The organism is Glutamicibacter sp. BS14 (genome assembly GCF_056934375.1).
Map to the genome: position 1 here is coordinate 3,627,773 of NZ_CM167801.1, position 14,345 is coordinate 3,642,117.

At 62.6% G+C, this 14,345-nt stretch carries 13 protein-coding genes and 1 riboswitch; of the genes, 4 read left to right on the forward strand and 9 right to left on the reverse strand.

Features of this window, described 5'->3' with window-relative positions; all coding sequences use genetic code 11:
- Positions 1 to 43: 43 nt before the first annotated feature.
- The 3 genes from AC1Z36_RS17065 to AC1Z36_RS17075 form a co-directional block, all read right to left on the reverse strand.
- Positions 44 to 388 carry a TM2 domain-containing protein gene (locus AC1Z36_RS17065; protein WP_193058526.1) on the reverse strand — a complete coding sequence of 115 codons (345 nt, stop codon included), beginning with the start codon at positions 386 to 388 and terminating at the stop codon, positions 44 to 46.
- Between the two features lie 119 nt (positions 389 to 507).
- On the reverse strand, positions 508 to 894 hold the full coding sequence (locus AC1Z36_RS17070) for a hypothetical protein (protein ID WP_483561486.1): 387 nt from the start codon (positions 892 to 894) through the stop codon (positions 508 to 510).
- A gap of 117 nt (positions 895 to 1,011) precedes the next feature.
- Positions 1,012 to 1,875 (reverse strand): bifunctional methylenetetrahydrofolate dehydrogenase/methenyltetrahydrofolate cyclohydrolase, encoded by an 864-nt coding sequence (locus AC1Z36_RS17075; protein WP_483561487.1) that lies wholly within the window; start codon positions 1,873 to 1,875, stop codon positions 1,012 to 1,014.
- A gap of 170 nt (positions 1,876 to 2,045) precedes the next feature.
- Here AC1Z36_RS17075 and AC1Z36_RS17080 point away from each other — a divergent pair, with 170 nt between their 5' ends.
- Positions 2,046 to 3,080, forward strand: coding sequence for a flavin-containing monooxygenase (locus AC1Z36_RS17080; protein ID WP_483561488.1), 1,035 nt, complete (start codon positions 2,046 to 2,048; stop codon positions 3,078 to 3,080).
- A gap of 9 nt (positions 3,081 to 3,089) precedes the next feature.
- Here AC1Z36_RS17080 and AC1Z36_RS17085 read toward each other — a convergent pair whose 3' ends face one another.
- Positions 3,090 to 4,835 (reverse strand): hypothetical protein, encoded by a 1,746-nt coding sequence (locus AC1Z36_RS17085; RefSeq protein ID WP_400342514.1) that lies wholly within the window; start codon positions 4,833 to 4,835, stop codon positions 3,090 to 3,092.
- A 326-nt stretch (positions 4,836 to 5,161) separates the two neighbouring features.
- Between AC1Z36_RS17085 and purU the strand changes: the two genes are divergently transcribed.
- Both purU and AC1Z36_RS17095 read left to right on the forward strand, forming a co-directional pair.
- Complete coding sequence (gene purU / locus AC1Z36_RS17090) at positions 5,162 to 6,004, forward strand: formyltetrahydrofolate deformylase (RefSeq protein WP_483561489.1); 843 nt, start codon at positions 5,162 to 5,164, stop codon at positions 6,002 to 6,004.
- A gap of 37 nt (positions 6,005 to 6,041) precedes the next feature.
- A complete protein-coding gene (locus AC1Z36_RS17095; protein WP_483561490.1) occupies positions 6,042 to 6,560 on the forward strand; it encodes a gamma carbonic anhydrase family protein in 519 nt (172 codons plus the stop codon).
- Between the two features lie 64 nt (positions 6,561 to 6,624).
- Here AC1Z36_RS17095 and AC1Z36_RS17100 read toward each other — a convergent pair whose 3' ends face one another.
- From AC1Z36_RS17100 to AC1Z36_RS17120, 5 genes are all read right to left on the reverse strand, one after another.
- Positions 6,625 to 8,334: an HNH endonuclease signature motif containing protein gene (locus AC1Z36_RS17100; RefSeq protein ID WP_483561491.1), complete on the reverse strand. Its 1,710-nt coding sequence runs from the start codon at positions 8,332 to 8,334 to the stop codon at positions 6,625 to 6,627.
- A 62-nt stretch (positions 8,335 to 8,396) separates the two neighbouring features.
- The gene (locus tag AC1Z36_RS17105; RefSeq protein ID WP_434692044.1) at positions 8,397 to 9,266 is read right to left on the reverse strand and encodes an AraC family transcriptional regulator; all 870 of its coding nucleotides are present in this window, start codon (positions 9,264 to 9,266) and stop codon (positions 8,397 to 8,399) included.
- A gap of 71 nt (positions 9,267 to 9,337) precedes the next feature.
- Positions 9,338 to 10,558, reverse strand: a complete 1,221-nt coding sequence (locus tag AC1Z36_RS17110) for a cystathionine gamma-synthase (protein WP_483561492.1) — start codon at positions 10,556 to 10,558, stop codon at positions 9,338 to 9,340.
- On the reverse strand, positions 10,555 to 11,868 hold the full coding sequence (locus AC1Z36_RS17115) for an O-acetylhomoserine aminocarboxypropyltransferase/cysteine synthase family protein (protein ID WP_483561493.1): 1,314 nt from the start codon (positions 11,866 to 11,868) through the stop codon (positions 10,555 to 10,557). The genes AC1Z36_RS17110 and AC1Z36_RS17115 overlap by 4 nt, the downstream gene beginning before the upstream one ends.
- 84 nt (positions 11,869 to 11,952) lie before the next feature.
- Positions 11,953 to 12,043: riboswitch (SAM riboswitch) on the reverse strand.
- Positions 12,044 to 12,271: 228 nt separating this feature from the next.
- Positions 12,272 to 13,213 (reverse strand): LysR family transcriptional regulator, encoded by a 942-nt coding sequence (locus AC1Z36_RS17120; protein WP_483561494.1) that lies wholly within the window; start codon positions 13,211 to 13,213, stop codon positions 12,272 to 12,274.
- Positions 13,214 to 13,335: 122 nt separating this feature from the next.
- On the opposite strand from AC1Z36_RS17120, the gene AC1Z36_RS17125 reads away from it, so the two are divergent.
- Positions 13,336 to 14,328 carry a DUF1852 domain-containing protein gene (locus tag AC1Z36_RS17125; RefSeq protein WP_483561495.1) on the forward strand — a complete coding sequence of 331 codons (993 nt, stop codon included), beginning with the start codon at positions 13,336 to 13,338 and terminating at the stop codon, positions 14,326 to 14,328.
- Positions 14,329 to 14,345: the final 17 nt, after the last annotated feature.

Genomic DNA, 14,345 nt, shown 5'->3' on the forward strand with positions numbered 1-14,345 from the left:
CTGTGCACTGGCCGTGCACTTCCCTGGGCAGACTGCCGGTACGCTATGCCATGTATCGGGTGGCGCCGCGCTGGTTGATGCGTTGCACCGTGCCCGGGATGGTGAAAATGTCGATAATGAGCAAGATCCACAGCACGCCCAAAGGCACCCAGCCGATCAGGATGAAGGTCGTGGCCCAGCCGATAACACCCAGGGCCAGGTACACGACGCCCGCCACAACCTGGCCGAGATAGAACTTGTGGATGCCCAGCTGGCCGAGGAAGAACCATAGGACGTAGGCCAGGAGCGTGCTCTTCTGGTTCACCACAACAATGTGGTTGTTGATCTGGATGGGCTGCTGTGGTTGCTCGTAAGGGCGCTGTGGCTGGCCGCCAGTATTTTCCGTCATGGGTACCTCGATAGTGTTTGTTGCGTGTGATGATTCCACCACCACTTTATCCGACAAGTTGAGAATTGCGTCCCAATCCGGCGCGGGTTACGAGCTGCCCAGCGCTTGACTGGGCGTGGTCAAGCCGGATTCGCAGGCAAGGTCCACCAGCGAGGTGCGACCGTGAACCCCCGCTTGCCAATGATCCGCGAAACATGGGTTTTTGCGGTCAGCGGGGGATGAAAGTTCCGCGACGATCTCGGCGCTGTTCTTTCCGGTGCGACCTGGATCAGCGCTTCGCGCTCCCGGGCGGTCAGTTCGGCCCGGCGCGGATCGCTCAATGCAGCGCTTCCGGCCGCGGCCAGGCCCGGCGATCGCCGCCGGAAAATCAAGAGGGCTGGCCCGGCCAGCAACAGCGCCACCGTCCCGACCGTGAGATCGACGCCTTGGCGCCAAGCGGCCATATGCGTGCCCACGATCTGGATGACGGCGACGGCCATGGGGAGGAACAGCGCTCGTCTTCTCATGAAACCGAGGATGCTCTGGCGGGCCGAGTCGACACATGCCACTGGCGGCGTGCGCGCAGTGCTCCCGCGGGAGTACAGCAAAGCCCGCGCCGGGAACCGGCGCGGGCTTGGTTGAGACTAGCGGGCGTTGCGCTCTGCGGCCTCGACCACGTTGTTCAGCAGCATCGCGCGGGTCATCGGACCCACGCCGCCCGGGTTAGGCGAGATCCACGACGCGACCTCGGCAGCAGCCGGATCAACGTCGCCGGTGACCTTGCCATCCACGCGGGAGACACCCACGTCGAGCACGATCGCGCCGGGCTTGATGGCGTCGGCCTTGATGATGTGCGGCACGCCAGCGGCGGCGATGATGACATCGGCCTGGGCGAGTAGTTCAGGAAGATTGGTGGTGCCGGTGTGGGCCAGGGTGACGGTCGCGTTCACGTCGCGGCGGGTCAGCAGCAGGCCGACCGGGCGGCCGATGGTCACGCCGCGGCCCAGGACCAGCACGTGCTTGCCGTTCAGGTCGATATCGTGGCGGGCCAGCAGTTCCACGCAGCCCAGCGGGGTGCATGGCAGCGGGGAGGCCATCGGGCGGTTGACGTTGGCGACCAGGCGGCCCAGGTTCATCGGGTGCAGGCCGTCGGCATCCTTGGCCGGATCCATGGCTTCGAGGATCACGTCCGTATCGATGTGCTTGGGCAGCGGCAGCTGCACGATGTAGCCGGTGCAGTCCGGGTTCTCGTTCAGCTCGTGCACCTTGGCCAGCAGCTCGTCCTGGGTGGTTTCCTCGGGCAGGTCCACACGGATCGACTCGATGCCCACTTCGGCGCAGTCCTTGTGCTTGCCACCGACATACCAGGCCGAGCCCGGGTCGTTGCCGACCAGGATGGTGCCCAGTCCGGTGGTGTGCCCGGCAGCCTTGAGCTTGGTAACGCGTTCGGCCAGTTCCTGCTTGATGGCGGCCGCGGTGGCCTTGCCGTCGAGAATGCGTGCGCTCACGCTGTTCCTTCCGTAGGTGCCCTGTTCCCAAGGCGGGTGGTGTGCAAACCCAGGCGCGCGGCTCGCACGATTAGCTCCCTGGTGGTTACCCACCTAACGCCAGTCACGCGTTCCAGTGTAGCGAAAATGGCTTCGGGAATGACTTTGAAGTGCGCAGGGTTACCTTAAGCGTGTACTCGACAATCGTGATCGGCGCAGGGCAAGCCGGGCTTGCCGCCGCCTACCATCTGGCCAAGCGCGGCATCGACTTCCTGGTGCTCGATGCGAACCCTGCACCAGGCGGGGCCTGGCAGCACCGCTGGGATACCCTCACGCTGGGCGACGCGCATCATATCCACCCCTTGCCCGATTTCCCGCTCGAAGTGCAGGATTCCACCCGACCGGCCTCGCAGGTGGTGTCCGAATACTATGCGGAATACGAACAGCGCTTCGCGTTGCCGGTATGCCACGGCGCACCGGTGACCTCGGTCCAGCAGGACGGCGAGCACTTCGTGGTGCACGCCGATGCGGATTACCGGGCGCGCACCATCATCAACGCCACCGGCACCTGGAGCAATCCGTTCTGGCCGGTCTACCCCGGGCACTTCGACGGTCCGCAGGTGCACACAAATGGCTTCGTCTCCCCGCAGCAATTCGCCGGGCAGCGCGTTTTGGTGGTCGGGGCCGGCGCCAGTGCCACCCAGTTCATCGTGCAGTTGCGCGCTGCCGGCGTGGATACCCTGTGGTCCACGCGCAGCGCACCGGACTGGCGCGACGTTCCCACCGGTGCCGAATGGGGCCAGGAAGTGGAGCGCCAGGTCAACGAGCGCACCAGTGCAGGGCTGCCGCCGAAGTCGGTGGTGGGCACCACCGGGTTGCCGCTCACCGAGAAGATGCGTGCCGGGATCGCCTCCGGGGCGCTGGTTTCGCGGGGGAAAATCGACCGGCTGGAATCCGACGCCGTCGTCTTCTCCGACGGGTCACGCGAAAAGATCGATGCGATCCTGTGGGCGACCGGCTTCCGGCATGCCCACCGGCATTTGCGCGATCTGAAACTGCACACGGCTCAAGGCGGCATCCTGATGGAGGACGGGGTGGCCGCCGTGGCGGTGCCGGGGCTGTTCTTCGTCGGCTATGGCGCGTCGGCCTCGACTTTGGGCGCTACCCGGGCAGGGAGGAAGGCGGCGCTGGCAGCCAGCAAGTTCCTGTCCGCGGTTGCGGTATAGCGTGCCCAGTTACTTCTTGCTCACCTTGGTTAGCACGGTGGTGTAGCCGGGTTTCGAGGCCGTCACCCACACGCCCAAGGTCTTCCGGGCATCGGCTTTGACGACCTTGTAGTTCGGCTTGGTGGCCTTGGGGATGATCTTTCCGGAGCGCGTCCATTGGTAGGAGATCTTCACGTTTTTAGTGTTGTAGCTGCCTGCCGTGGCTTTCAAGGTCTTGCCGGTGGATTTCTTGCCGGTGATCACCGGCTTCTTCAGGACCTTGAGCTTGGCGGCTGCGATCTTCCCGGTCGCAGTGCTGGTCACGGTCTTGGTAGTGTAGTTGGCCTTGGCATAGGTCACCGAGACTGAGATCCGTTGGTTCAGATCTGCGGGTTTGAGCGCGTAGGTCTTTGCCGTGGCACCTTTGATCTTCTGGCCGCTGCGCAGCCACTGGTACTTAGTGGACTGGGCGGAGGGAGCCGGTGTGGCGGCCTTGGCGGTGAGTTTGGAACCGACTTTTGAGGTTCCAGAGACCTTTGGCTTGGCAACCGTGATCGTACCCTTGACGACCTTGACTGCCGAGCTGGCCGGCAGCCATACCGATTCTCCGTCCGCCGCGTGCAGAGTTGCCCGCACGGCGATCTTGCGGTTGGCATAGGACTGAGGTGGGGTATAGGTTTTCGCGGTAGCCCGCGGAATCTCGAAACCGTCGACTAGCCACTGATAATGGCGTGTGAACTCCGGGAAGTATGCGGCGTCGAGGGAAGCGGTGAGCTTCTGTCCCACGATCTTGCTGCCGCTGATCGTCGGCTCGGCGATCGAGGCGACTGTCGCGGCAATCGGCGCTCCGTACTTCATCGTCCCCTGCGCCGAGGGGACCCATACTTCGCCGTTTTGACGAACTGCTTTCGTCTCATAGTTCAGCGCGATGACTTTCTTGGAGTCTTCGCGCACCAGCTGGTAGCTCTCTCCCACGGCACCGGGAATCGGTGCCCCGTTGCGGGTCCACTGCAGGGCCGTGTATGGGTAATTGGTTGTCGGTGCCAGCAGGGCATCTCCCACGACCGCCGCGTCATGGCCCGCCAGCGACGGGTTCCTGTTCAGTGAAATTCGGCCGAGCTGGGCAGTATCGCGCACGCCAATGTGCCAGCTGGCTGCGTAGCTGACAGACTTCAGATTCTCCTGTCCCGGGATCACCGCCTCGAAGTCGGTGAGTTCAGCCGCCACACCCGCGAATCCAGCTTTGTTCGCGGTGAATCCGGTGGGGCTGATCTGGCCTAGGATTCGTTCGCGGGTGTATTCCCACGGCTTGAGCACACTGCCATCCACCGTGATCACCGGTTCAATTTCCGTGCTGGCACCGATCTTCAGTTCGATGAGCGGCTTGGTGTAGCTAGCCAGATCCAGTACTTCGAGATCAGACAGATCCTTGGCCCAGCGATAATCCGTCGAACTCGTGGCGAGCACTTCAAGTTCCTTCAGGTCAGACAACTGTCCCAGCCCAGCCAGCTGCACCTGCTGCCCCTTAGGGAATGTCAATGACAGTGACTCCAGCACTGGCAGCTTGGCTAGTTCCGCGATGATTTCCTGTGGAGCCTTATTGATCCGCACCGATTGCAACTGGGGGTTGGCGGCCAGGACTTCCAGCCCACCGAGCGCCTGCTCCTTCTGGGTGTCGACGCCGATCCACTGGATATCGCGCGTCATCGGCAGTTCCTGCAACGATGCCACGTTCTTGCAGGACAAACCCACGACGACACTAGCGGTCTCATCCATGTACTCGAAGCAGTCTGCAGGGCTGATAGCACCGTGGGCTGGGGGCACGAGCCCGGCGAATACCAAGGCGGTGGCGCCTATAACCGAAGTAAAACGATGCAGCAGCCTCATGTGTTTCCCCAAGCGTGAAAATGCCAAATTTATAGACATCATGTCATAGCGCGGCCAGGTATTGATCATTAGTTCGCACGGTGTTTTTTGAAGACGCATAAAGCACCTCGGCTGAGTGCGGAAACCTGCTGATGATCCAGTAGCTTCGACGCCTAACTGTGTAACTCCACCGAGACGAATGTGCATGCAGCGCGCCAGCCGGTTAATCTCAATGCATGAACAATTTCATCGTCACCCTATCTTGCATCGACCGTCCCGGCATCGTCCATGCCATTTCCGGGGGTCTACTGGGTGCCGGTTGCAATATCACCGAGTCCCAGCAGTTCCTCTCGCCCGAAACCGGCACCTTCTTCATGCGCATCGAGGTAGCCACCGAGCAGTCCCTGGAACAGATCCGCGCGGGGCTCGCCCCCATCCGCGACGATTTCCACATGTCCCTCCGTGTGGACGATGGCGCCAAGCGCACCCGCACCATGATCATGTGCTCCAAGGCCGGGCATGCGCTCAACGACCTGTTATTCGCCCAGCGTGCCGGCACGCTGGCCATCGACGTACCGGTGATCGTTTCCAACCACCTGGATCTCAAGCCGATGGCCGACTTCTACGGGGTGGACTTCGTGCACCTGCCGGTGACCAAGGAGAACAAGTCCCAGGCCGAGGCTGAGCTGCTCAAGCTCGCCGAAGATTACAACATCGAGCTGGTGGTGCTTGCCCGCTACATGCAGATCCTTTCGGATTCGCTCTGCGAGCGCATGGAAGGCCGGGTCATCAACATCCACCACTCCTTCCTGCCCTCCTTCAAGGGCGCCAAGCCGTACCACCAGGCCTACGCCCGCGGCGTGAAGCTGATCGGTGCCACCGCGCACTACGTCACCGCGGACCTCGATGAAGGTCCGATCATCGACCAGGAAGTCACCCACGTCTCGCACACGCGCACCGCCGAGCAGCTCGTTGAGCTGGGCCGCAGCGTGGAAGGCCGGACACTGACCCGCGCGGTGCAGTGGCATGCCGAGCACCGGGTGATGCTCGACGGCCAGCGCACCATCGTCTTCTCGTGACTCGCCCCGTGCCCCCGCGACAATTAGAGTGGGTGGCATGAGACACATTATTACTATTGCAGGGTCGACCCCACAGGTCGGCGAGAACGTTTTTGTCGCACCCACCGCAGTGTTGAGCGGGGATGTCGCCCTCGCGGATCACTCCAGCGCCTTCTATGGCGTCTCCGTGCGCGGCGATTCGGCGCCGATTCGTGTGGGTGAAGGCACCAACTTGCAGGACAACGTCGTGCTTCACGCCGATGAAGGTTTTCCTTGCACCCTGGGTGCGGGCATCTCAGTGGGCCACTCGGCTGTGGTGCACGGCGCCACCGTAGGTGACGGCTGCCTTGTGGGCATGAGCGCGACCATCATGAATGGCGCGGTGATTGGCGAGCAGTCGCTGGTTGCTGCAGGTGCACTGGTGTTGGAAGGCACCCAGGTTCCGCCGCGTTCACTGGTTGCCGGAGTTCCTGCCAAGGTCCGCCGCGAACTGAGCGATGAAGAAGTCGCCGGGTTGAAGACCAACGCTGATCACTATCTCGTGCTGGCAGCCAAGCATCTGGAAGCCAACGCCTAGAGTTTGCAAGCTCCTGGAAGCACACGCTTCCAGGAGCTTTTGCTTTAAGCATTGTGCGCGCTGCTCATGGCTCGGCAAGTTCTACTTCCAGCAATCCCGCACGCCACCTCACTGTGGTCTCCTCCGCCAACGCTTCGGCGTCCAAGGCTTCGGCCGGCGTCATGAAATAGGTGTTGATCCGCAATTTCTGTTCCGGATCCAACTCCGGCGGCAACAGCACCATCGGCCGGCTCCCAGGGATCTTCACCGCCTGGAACAATCCGCAATGCCTGGCCGTATGGTGAATCAAGCAATTCAACACCGCAGACTTGATATCAGTGCGCCCGCCCTTCTCCCACGGATCCAGATGATCCGCTTCGCACCGCTGCGCAGGCATGCTGCACCCGGGATAGGAACAGCCTCGATAGGCTGCCCGCAGGGCTCGGACTTGGGCCTTGGTGAATAGCCGCTGCGTTCGTCCGAGATCCAAGGGCAGGCTCTTGCCGTTCAGCACCACCGGGAGAATCCCGGCATTGCACAGTGCGGTCCTGGTTTCTCCCGGGGATAGCAGAATCCCCGAGGAGGTCACAGCGAAATCCTCGGTCCGCTGTTGCAATTTATCCCAATCCAAGATGACGCTCACCTGCGCGCTGGCAAGTCCTGATTGCTGTTCCGGCGGGCCTCCGCTGGGTTTCCGTTCGCTCATCAGCAAGGCCATGAAACCAACGAGTCGTCTTCGCTCGGGTTTCAGGTCTTCCCATTCAGCGTTGGCCGGCTTCGCTTCGGCGGAAGCAACTTCTGGCTGGAGCTCATCATTTCCGCAGTGGAGATTCTCGTCTTCCGAGTCGAGATCTCCAATGTCCTCCGTAGCGTCGCCACCCGGTCCGTCTTTTGCCCAGTCGGGTTTGCTTTCTTCATCGTCCCAGCCGCTGGTTTCCTCACCGGTGAACTGGGCATCAACGTCTTTCAAGCCCTCGCGGTTGCCGGCAACAGTGGAAGGATTGTCCAGATTGGCGAAGTAGGCCTCGATGTATGCGGCATGCGATGGGAGAACACGAATGATGTATTCAACCAGCCCTTTGCGCATACCGCGCTTGAAGATCCCGATTCCGTCGAGCAGAGCCTTGAGCGGGCGCTGGCCCGCTTTGATCTGCGAGACCATATCGTTGATGTGCTTGCGCGCTGACTTGGGCTCTGAACGCAGGAAGGCTGCGGATTCTGCCTGGAGCTGCTGCTTCTTCGCCTCTGCGGCTTTGCCTTCGCCCAGATCCTTGCGGAGCGAATGCAGCTTCATTGCCGCCGAGGCAACCAGCCGCGGATCAATGCTCGGGTCGTCGAACTGCGTAGCAAGCTCCGGCAGCCACGGATCAGTCGGTTGTCCTGCCTCGTTCGTGCCGCCAAGCAGGCAGTCGGCCTGCACCAGGCGGGCGGCGGCGGTGCTGCGCGGGATATCCAGCCAGCCGGTCATCAGTCCTTTGGCGTCCTTGAAATGCGTGCGCGCTGTCGTGGTGTGCCCCTTCGCGGCTTCGATTTGCTCGACGGTGGGGTGGGCCCCGAGATCGGAGATGGCCTGGAAGGATTCCTGGTCGAGCTTGTGGGCGCCGGTACGCCGCAGGGCAGCTGCCGCGTGGACCTGGGTCCGGGCGAGAGATTGGGACGTGTCTTCAGCGAGCATCGAAAAATAGGCGGCCTGGCCGGCGGTGAGGCCGCCTTGGGCCAGGACATGGGTCGCTGAAGCGGCCAACGCGTTGGCGTCGGCCAGGTCCTTCAGCGCTTGCGCGATTTCTCTGCTCATGGGTACACCATGCCCCGCAGAAATGGATCTGCAGGGCATGCGTGTACGGGCTGTGGACAAGTCTAGTTGCCGGCTTCAACCGGCAGCCAGAGCTCGCAGGTCGCGGTGCTGAAGTCCGGGGCCCGATCGAGCACGGCGACAATGGACGGCCCCACGCGCAAACGCCACGGATTGGACGGGAACCACGCGGTAGCGGTGGCGGCGTAGAGGTCCTGCAACGCTGACGGGTAGGGGCCCGAAACGCTGAAGACCGCCCACTGGCCAGCAGGAACCTGGATCATGTCCAGGTCCTTGGGCACCTGGATGCCACCGGGTACGGCGACACCGTGCAGGTAGGTCAGCTCGCTGCCTTCGCGGTAATCGGGGTCTACCTGGTCGCTGACCTGCAGCAAACCGGCAGGTTGCGCGGAAGACAGCTCCTTGAGCCGAGCGTGCTCGGCTATCGGGATGGAGGCGATGTGGGCCTGGATGTGCGGGTTGGCACCGTTGTGAATCAGCGGTACCTGCGTGGCGTATCCAATGAGCTGGAATTCTTCTCGATCAACTATTCGTGCATCCATGGGACGATTCCCTTCGACGGTCAGGCTGAACCTGATGATTGGTTGGCTTCGAAGGGGGCCACCATTCTCGCGGACATCGGCCACGGACGCGCCATGCACCGCTCGGAAGGCCCGGCCGAATGCTTCGGCCGAACCATAGCCGTAACGGATCGCGATGCTCAGCAGGTCCTGACCGGCAAGCAGATCCGCGGCGGCCTGGGTCATGCGGCGCCGGCGGATGTACTCGGAGACCGGCATGCCGGACAGCGAGGAGAACATCCGCCGCGCATGGTATTCGGTGCTGCCTTCGGTGCGCAGCAGGTCAGCGAGGTTGATCTCGGCGCGTAGCTGAGCCTCGATTTGCTCGATGAGCCGATTGAGAATTCCGATCATGATTCCACCCTTCCCCAACTACTATTCTTCAGGGTAGGGGCACGCCGCCCGATAATCGCGGTTCGATGCGATCAGGCGTTTTCCAGAGTCTTTTCACATGCCCGGGCGACGACCGGTTTGGACGCTGCGCGGGCCGCGGCCAGGCCGCGTTCCAGATCGGCAATCAGGTCGTCGGCTTCCTCGATGCCCACCGAGAGGCGGACCAGATTGGCCGGGATTTCCAGCGGGGTGCCGATCAGCGAAGCATGGGTCATTTCGCGCGGATAGCAGACCAGGGATTCCACCCCGCCCAGGGAGACCGAGAGCTGGAAGTACTCCATGGATTGGGCGAAGGCGCGGGCGGCGGCTTCATCGGAGAGCTGCAATGAGAGGATCCCGCCAAAGCCGCGGCCGGCCGCGGACTGGGACTTGGCCAGCTCGTGGCCCGGGTGGCGTTCCAGCCCCGGGTAGTAGACGCGGGTGACTTCGGGCTGGTCATCGAGCCAGCGGGCCAGGGTGGAGGCGGTAGCCCCGTGGCGTTCCATGCGCAGGCCCAGGGTCTTCAGCCCGCGGGCGGCCAGGTAGGAATCCTGCGGACCGGAGACCGCGCCCCCGGCAAACTGCTGGTAGCCCACGGCTTCGGCCAGGCTCTGCCCGCGGTGCAGGTGATCGGCCACGATGACGGCCCCGCCGAGCACATCGGAGTGCCCGCCGATGTACTTGGTGGTGGAATGGACCACCGCGTGGGCGCCGAAATCCAGCGGGCGCTGCAGATATGGGGTAGCGAAGGTATTGTCCACCACCAGCAGGGCGCCGTGTTCGCGGGCGATGGCAGCCCAGCCGGCCAGGTCGGCGATGCCCAGCAGCGGGTTGGACGGGGTTTCCACCCAGAGCAGCGCGGTGTTCGGGCGCATCGCGGCGCGCACCGAGTCCAGGTTGGTGATGTCTACCGCTGAAGAGGTGATCCCCCATTTGCCGTGCAGCTTCGAGATCAGCCGGTTGGTGCCGCCGTAGCCGTCGGCGCCCAGCACGATGTGGTCGCCCGGCTGAAGCACTGCGCGCAGCAGCGCGTCTTCGGCCGCGATCCCCGAGGCGAAGGAGAAGCCGGCGGCGCCGCCTTCCAGCGCGGTGAGCTGGGATTCGAACCCGTTGCGGGTCGGGTTGGAGCCGCGCGAGTATTCGTGCCCGGCACGCAGCACGTTGATGCCGTCCTGGATGAAGGTGCTGGTCTGGTAGATCGGCGGGATCACCGCACCGGTGTGCGGGTCCTTGTGCTGGCCGGCGTGCACGGCGAGGGTGTTGAAGCCGCTCATGCGAAACTCACTTCCTTGGTGTCGGCGGTGGTCTGGGTTGCGGCCAGTGCGTGATCCAGCGATTGGGTGATATCTGCGAGCAGGTCGGCGGGGTCTTCCAATCCCACCGACAGGCGCAGGGTGGAGGTGTTCAGGCCCGCGGCGGCCAGCTGCTGCTCCGAGAGCCGGCAGTGCGTCATGGTGGCCGGGTGGGAGACCATGGTGCGGGTGTCCCCCACATTCGCGGCCAGGGAAATCAGCTTGAGCCCGTCGATTACCGGGGAAACCAGCGATGGGTGGGCCAGCTCGATGGCCAGCACGCAGCCGGTGCCCTTGGGCGTGAGCGTCCGGGCCAGCTCGTGGCTGGGGTGGCCGGGCAGGGACGGGTGGTGGATGGCCGCAATGCCCGGGTGGGAAGCCAGAGTGCCGATCAGCGTGGTGACGCTGCGCTGCACGTGGGCGGCACGCACCGGCAGGGTCTCGATGCCGGCCAGGATTCCCTGGGCGCTGGCCGGGGCGAGGGTCGGGCCCAGGTCGTGCAGGAACTTGGAGCGCACCAGCATCGCGTAGGCGGCCGGTCCGTGGCGTTCAAGCAGCGAGGTGTTGTTCAGCCGCACCCGCGGGGCGGCGATCTGTGGCCAGCGGGCGGCATCGGAGAAGTCGAATTTCCCCGAGTCCACCACGACGCCACCGAGCACCGAGCCGTGCCCGGCCAGCCCCTTGGTGGCCGAGTGCACCACGATGTCCGCACCGAGTTCCAGCGGCCGAATATTCAGCGGGGTGGCCAGGGTGTTATCGACCACCACCGGGATGTTGTGCTCGTGGGCGATCGCCGCAATGGCGGGCAGATCGGCCACGGTGCACAGCGGGTTGGAGACGGACTCCAGGAAGAACGCCCGGGTGTCCGACTCAATGGCAGCGGCCCAGGCGGACGGATCGGCCTGGTCGACAAAGCTGATGCGGATGCCGAAGTCCGCGAAGGTGTCGGTGAACAGGTCCACGGTGCCGCCGTAGAGCGAGGAGGAGGCCACGATGTGCTTGGGTCCCTGGGTCAGAGCCAGCAGGGACAGGGCCACGGCGGCCTGCCCGGTGGCGGTGGCCACCGCGTGGGCCCCGCCTTCCAAGGCAGCCACGCGCTGTTCGAGAATCGCAACGGTGGGGTTGCCGGTGCGCGAGTAGGTGAAGCCGGCCTGGCGCAGCGCGAACTTCTCGACCGCTTCTGCATGCGATGCGAATTGGTACGCTGCGGAATTGTGCAGCGGCGGCAGCATCGGGCGGAAGTCTCCGCTCGGGCGGTACCCTGCGTGCACCGCGTCGGTTTCCTGGCTCATGGCTCCTCCTCTATTCTCTGCGAGGGAGTGCACCGATTGGCATCGTGCGGCGGCACGATGCTACGCAATAACGCGTTCGGAACTGCTCCATCGTTCCTGGCGGTAGCACCTTTCGGTTTCCCGATGGTTGCTGCGGCGTCTCCGAGCCAGATCTCTCAGCCGCTCTTGATGGGTTGTTCTTCCATGGTTGGCTATCCGCCGCAAACGGTGCAAGCGGTATCCGGCGCCCGGCTTCATACAAGGCCGCCACGCTTCATATGTCGTCGCCTTGTCATGATGACGCGGGGGCCCGAACCCTTTTATGACGCGCAGAATTGAGAAAAACCGCATGGTTTAGCGGTTTCTCCTGAATTTTGTGACGATGTGCCGGTGCTCGATGACCAGGCGTTACGCTGCTGGCGGCTCAGCCGAGCACTTCTACCCCGAAGCTGGCGACCACGGTGCGGACTTCTTGCAGGTACCGCTGGGCCTGGTCGGTGAGCGGGATGGCGGCGTGGTCAATCCAGCCGATCTCGATGCGTTCCTCGATGGCCAGCGGGATGGCGACGATGGAGGGATCCAGCTCGTCACTGATGATGCCGGTGGAGATCGTGTAACCGCCCAAGCCGATCATCAGGTTGAAGATCGTAGCGCGGTCCGAGACCTGGATTTCGCGTTGGCTGGAGCGCGTGGAGAGCACCTCCTCGGCGAAGTAGAACGAGTTGTTCGCGCCCTGGTCGAAGGTCAGCCGAGGCAGGTCTTCGAGGTCTTCGAGCGTGACCTGGGTTCGGGTGGCCAGCGAGTTGCTGCGCGAGATGAAAATGTGCGGTTCGGCCAGGAACAGCGGGTGGAAGACCAGCCGGGATTCGCGCAGCAGCTTGTCGATGACCTTCCGGTTGAAGTCGTTGCGGTACAGGATCCCGATGTCACTGCGCAGGGTGCGCACGTCCTCGATGATCTCTTCGGTGCGCGTCTCGCGGAGCGAAAACTGGTATTCCTCGGCTCCACTGGCCTGCACCATCCGGACAAACGCATCCACCGCAAAGGAGTAGTGCTGGGTGGAAACGCCCAGCAGCCGCCGCGCGGCGGGGCGGCCGAGGTAGCGGTGCTCAAGAAGCTCCACCTGCTCGAGCACCTGCCGGGCGTAGCCCAGGAATTCTGCGCCTTCGGCGGTGAGCGTCACTCCCCTGGCTGAGCGCATCAGCAAGGTGCGTCCCACCCGGGATTCGAGTTCCTTCATCGCTGCCGACATGCTGGGCTGCGCGACGTAAATCAGGTCGGCGGCAGCGGAGATTGAGCCCTCGGAGGCCACCGCCACAAAATAGCGAAGCTGCTGCAATGTCAGACCATTCGTTCCCTGAACCATAGCCAGAGTCTATATGAATCCATAGTTATATCGAGTTACCCGATATCAAGAATCACCCTGCATGATTGACGCATCGACTCCCCCGCGGCCTGTCCAGGCCTCCCAAATACAGATTGGCCGTCATGGCAGACGCATTAAATTTCAGTATTAGCACCACCAGATTCGACGAGAATTACTCCCCTTCGGAAAATTCTCGCACCACGACAAACTTCGCCAATTTGGCACGCGGAGAGCGCCGAGAAGAGAACCTGCGCAATGCCCTGACGATGATCAACCGACACTTCAATTCCCTGGCTCACTGGGACAATCCCCAGGGCGACCGCTATTCTTTGGAATTGGAAATCATTTCAGCAAATGTGCATTTTTCTGCCGATAATACGGACCAGAAATTTCCTCTTTTAGAAGTGCTTGAAACCACGATCGTGGATAAACTCACCGGCACTCGGTCCCAGGGCATGGTCGGCAATAATTTTTCTTCTTATGTCCGAGATTACGACTTCAGCGTGGTGCTTCCAGCTTCGTGTAGTGACAGCGGAGCTCCGGTGCTTCCAGAAGATTTCGGTGATCTCCACGGACAGCTCTTCCAGCATTTTTTGAACTCACAGGCCTACCGTGAGCGTTTTGCCCAGCTACCGGTGGTCTGCATCAGCGTCTCGACTTCCAAGACCTATTTCCGCACCGGCAACAGCCATCCAGTGCTCGGTTTGGAATACCAGCAGGACGAAAATTCATTGACCGATGCGTACTTCGGGAAAATGGGCTTGAGCGTCCGCTACTTCATGCCGCCAGGTGCTGTAGCGCCACTGGCTTTCTACTTCCGCGGCGACCTACTCAACGATTACACCAACCTGCAGCTGATCAGCCTCATCAGCACCATGGAAACATTCCAGAAGATCTACCGCCCGGAAATCTACAACGCCAATTCGGCTGCTCCTTCCGTATATCACCCGAGTTTGGGCGCCGAGGACTTCTCCCCCACCCGCGTTTTTTATGACCGCGAAGAACGAACTCAGTTGGGCAAGATCCAAGGCAAGTTCACCGAAGAGCATTTCATCATCCCGAATCGCCAACTGCTCAATCAGTGGTCTTCTTCCTATCCGACTCCTGTCGCCTAAGAATCCGAAAGATAACT

Coding starts and splice junctions, on each gene's coding strand:
- AC1Z36_RS17065 (WP_193058526.1), bottom strand. CDS start 388: ATGACGGAAAATACTGGCGGCCAGCCACAGCGCCCTTACGAGCAACCA.
- AC1Z36_RS17070 (WP_483561486.1), bottom strand. CDS start 894: ATGAGAAGACGAGCGCTGTTCCTCCCCATGGCCGTCGCCGTCATCCAG.
- AC1Z36_RS17085 (WP_400342514.1), bottom strand. CDS start 4,835: ATGGATGAGACCGCTAGTGTCGTCGTGGGTTTGTCCTGCAAGAACGTG.
- purU (WP_483561489.1), top strand. CDS start 5,162: ATGAACAATTTCATCGTCACCCTATCTTGCATCGACCGTCCCGGCATC.
- AC1Z36_RS17095 (WP_483561490.1), top strand. CDS start 6,042: ATGAGACACATTATTACTATTGCAGGGTCGACCCCACAGGTCGGCGAG.
- AC1Z36_RS17100 (WP_483561491.1), bottom strand. CDS start 8,334: ATGAGCAGAGAAATCGCGCAAGCGCTGAAGGACCTGGCCGACGCCAAC.
- AC1Z36_RS17105 (WP_434692044.1), bottom strand. CDS start 9,266: ATGATCGGAATTCTCAATCGGCTCATCGAGCAAATCGAGGCTCAGCTA.
- AC1Z36_RS17110 (WP_483561492.1), bottom strand. CDS start 10,558: ATGAGCGGCTTCAACACCCTCGCCGTGCACGCCGGCCAGCACAAGGAC.
- AC1Z36_RS17115 (WP_483561493.1), bottom strand. CDS start 11,868: ATGAGCCAGGAAACCGACGCGGTGCACGCAGGGTACCGCCCGAGCGGA.
- AC1Z36_RS17120 (WP_483561494.1), bottom strand. CDS start 13,213: ATGGTTCAGGGAACGAATGGTCTGACATTGCAGCAGCTTCGCTATTTT.
- AC1Z36_RS17125 (WP_483561495.1), top strand. CDS start 13,336: ATGGCAGACGCATTAAATTTCAGTATTAGCACCACCAGATTCGACGAG.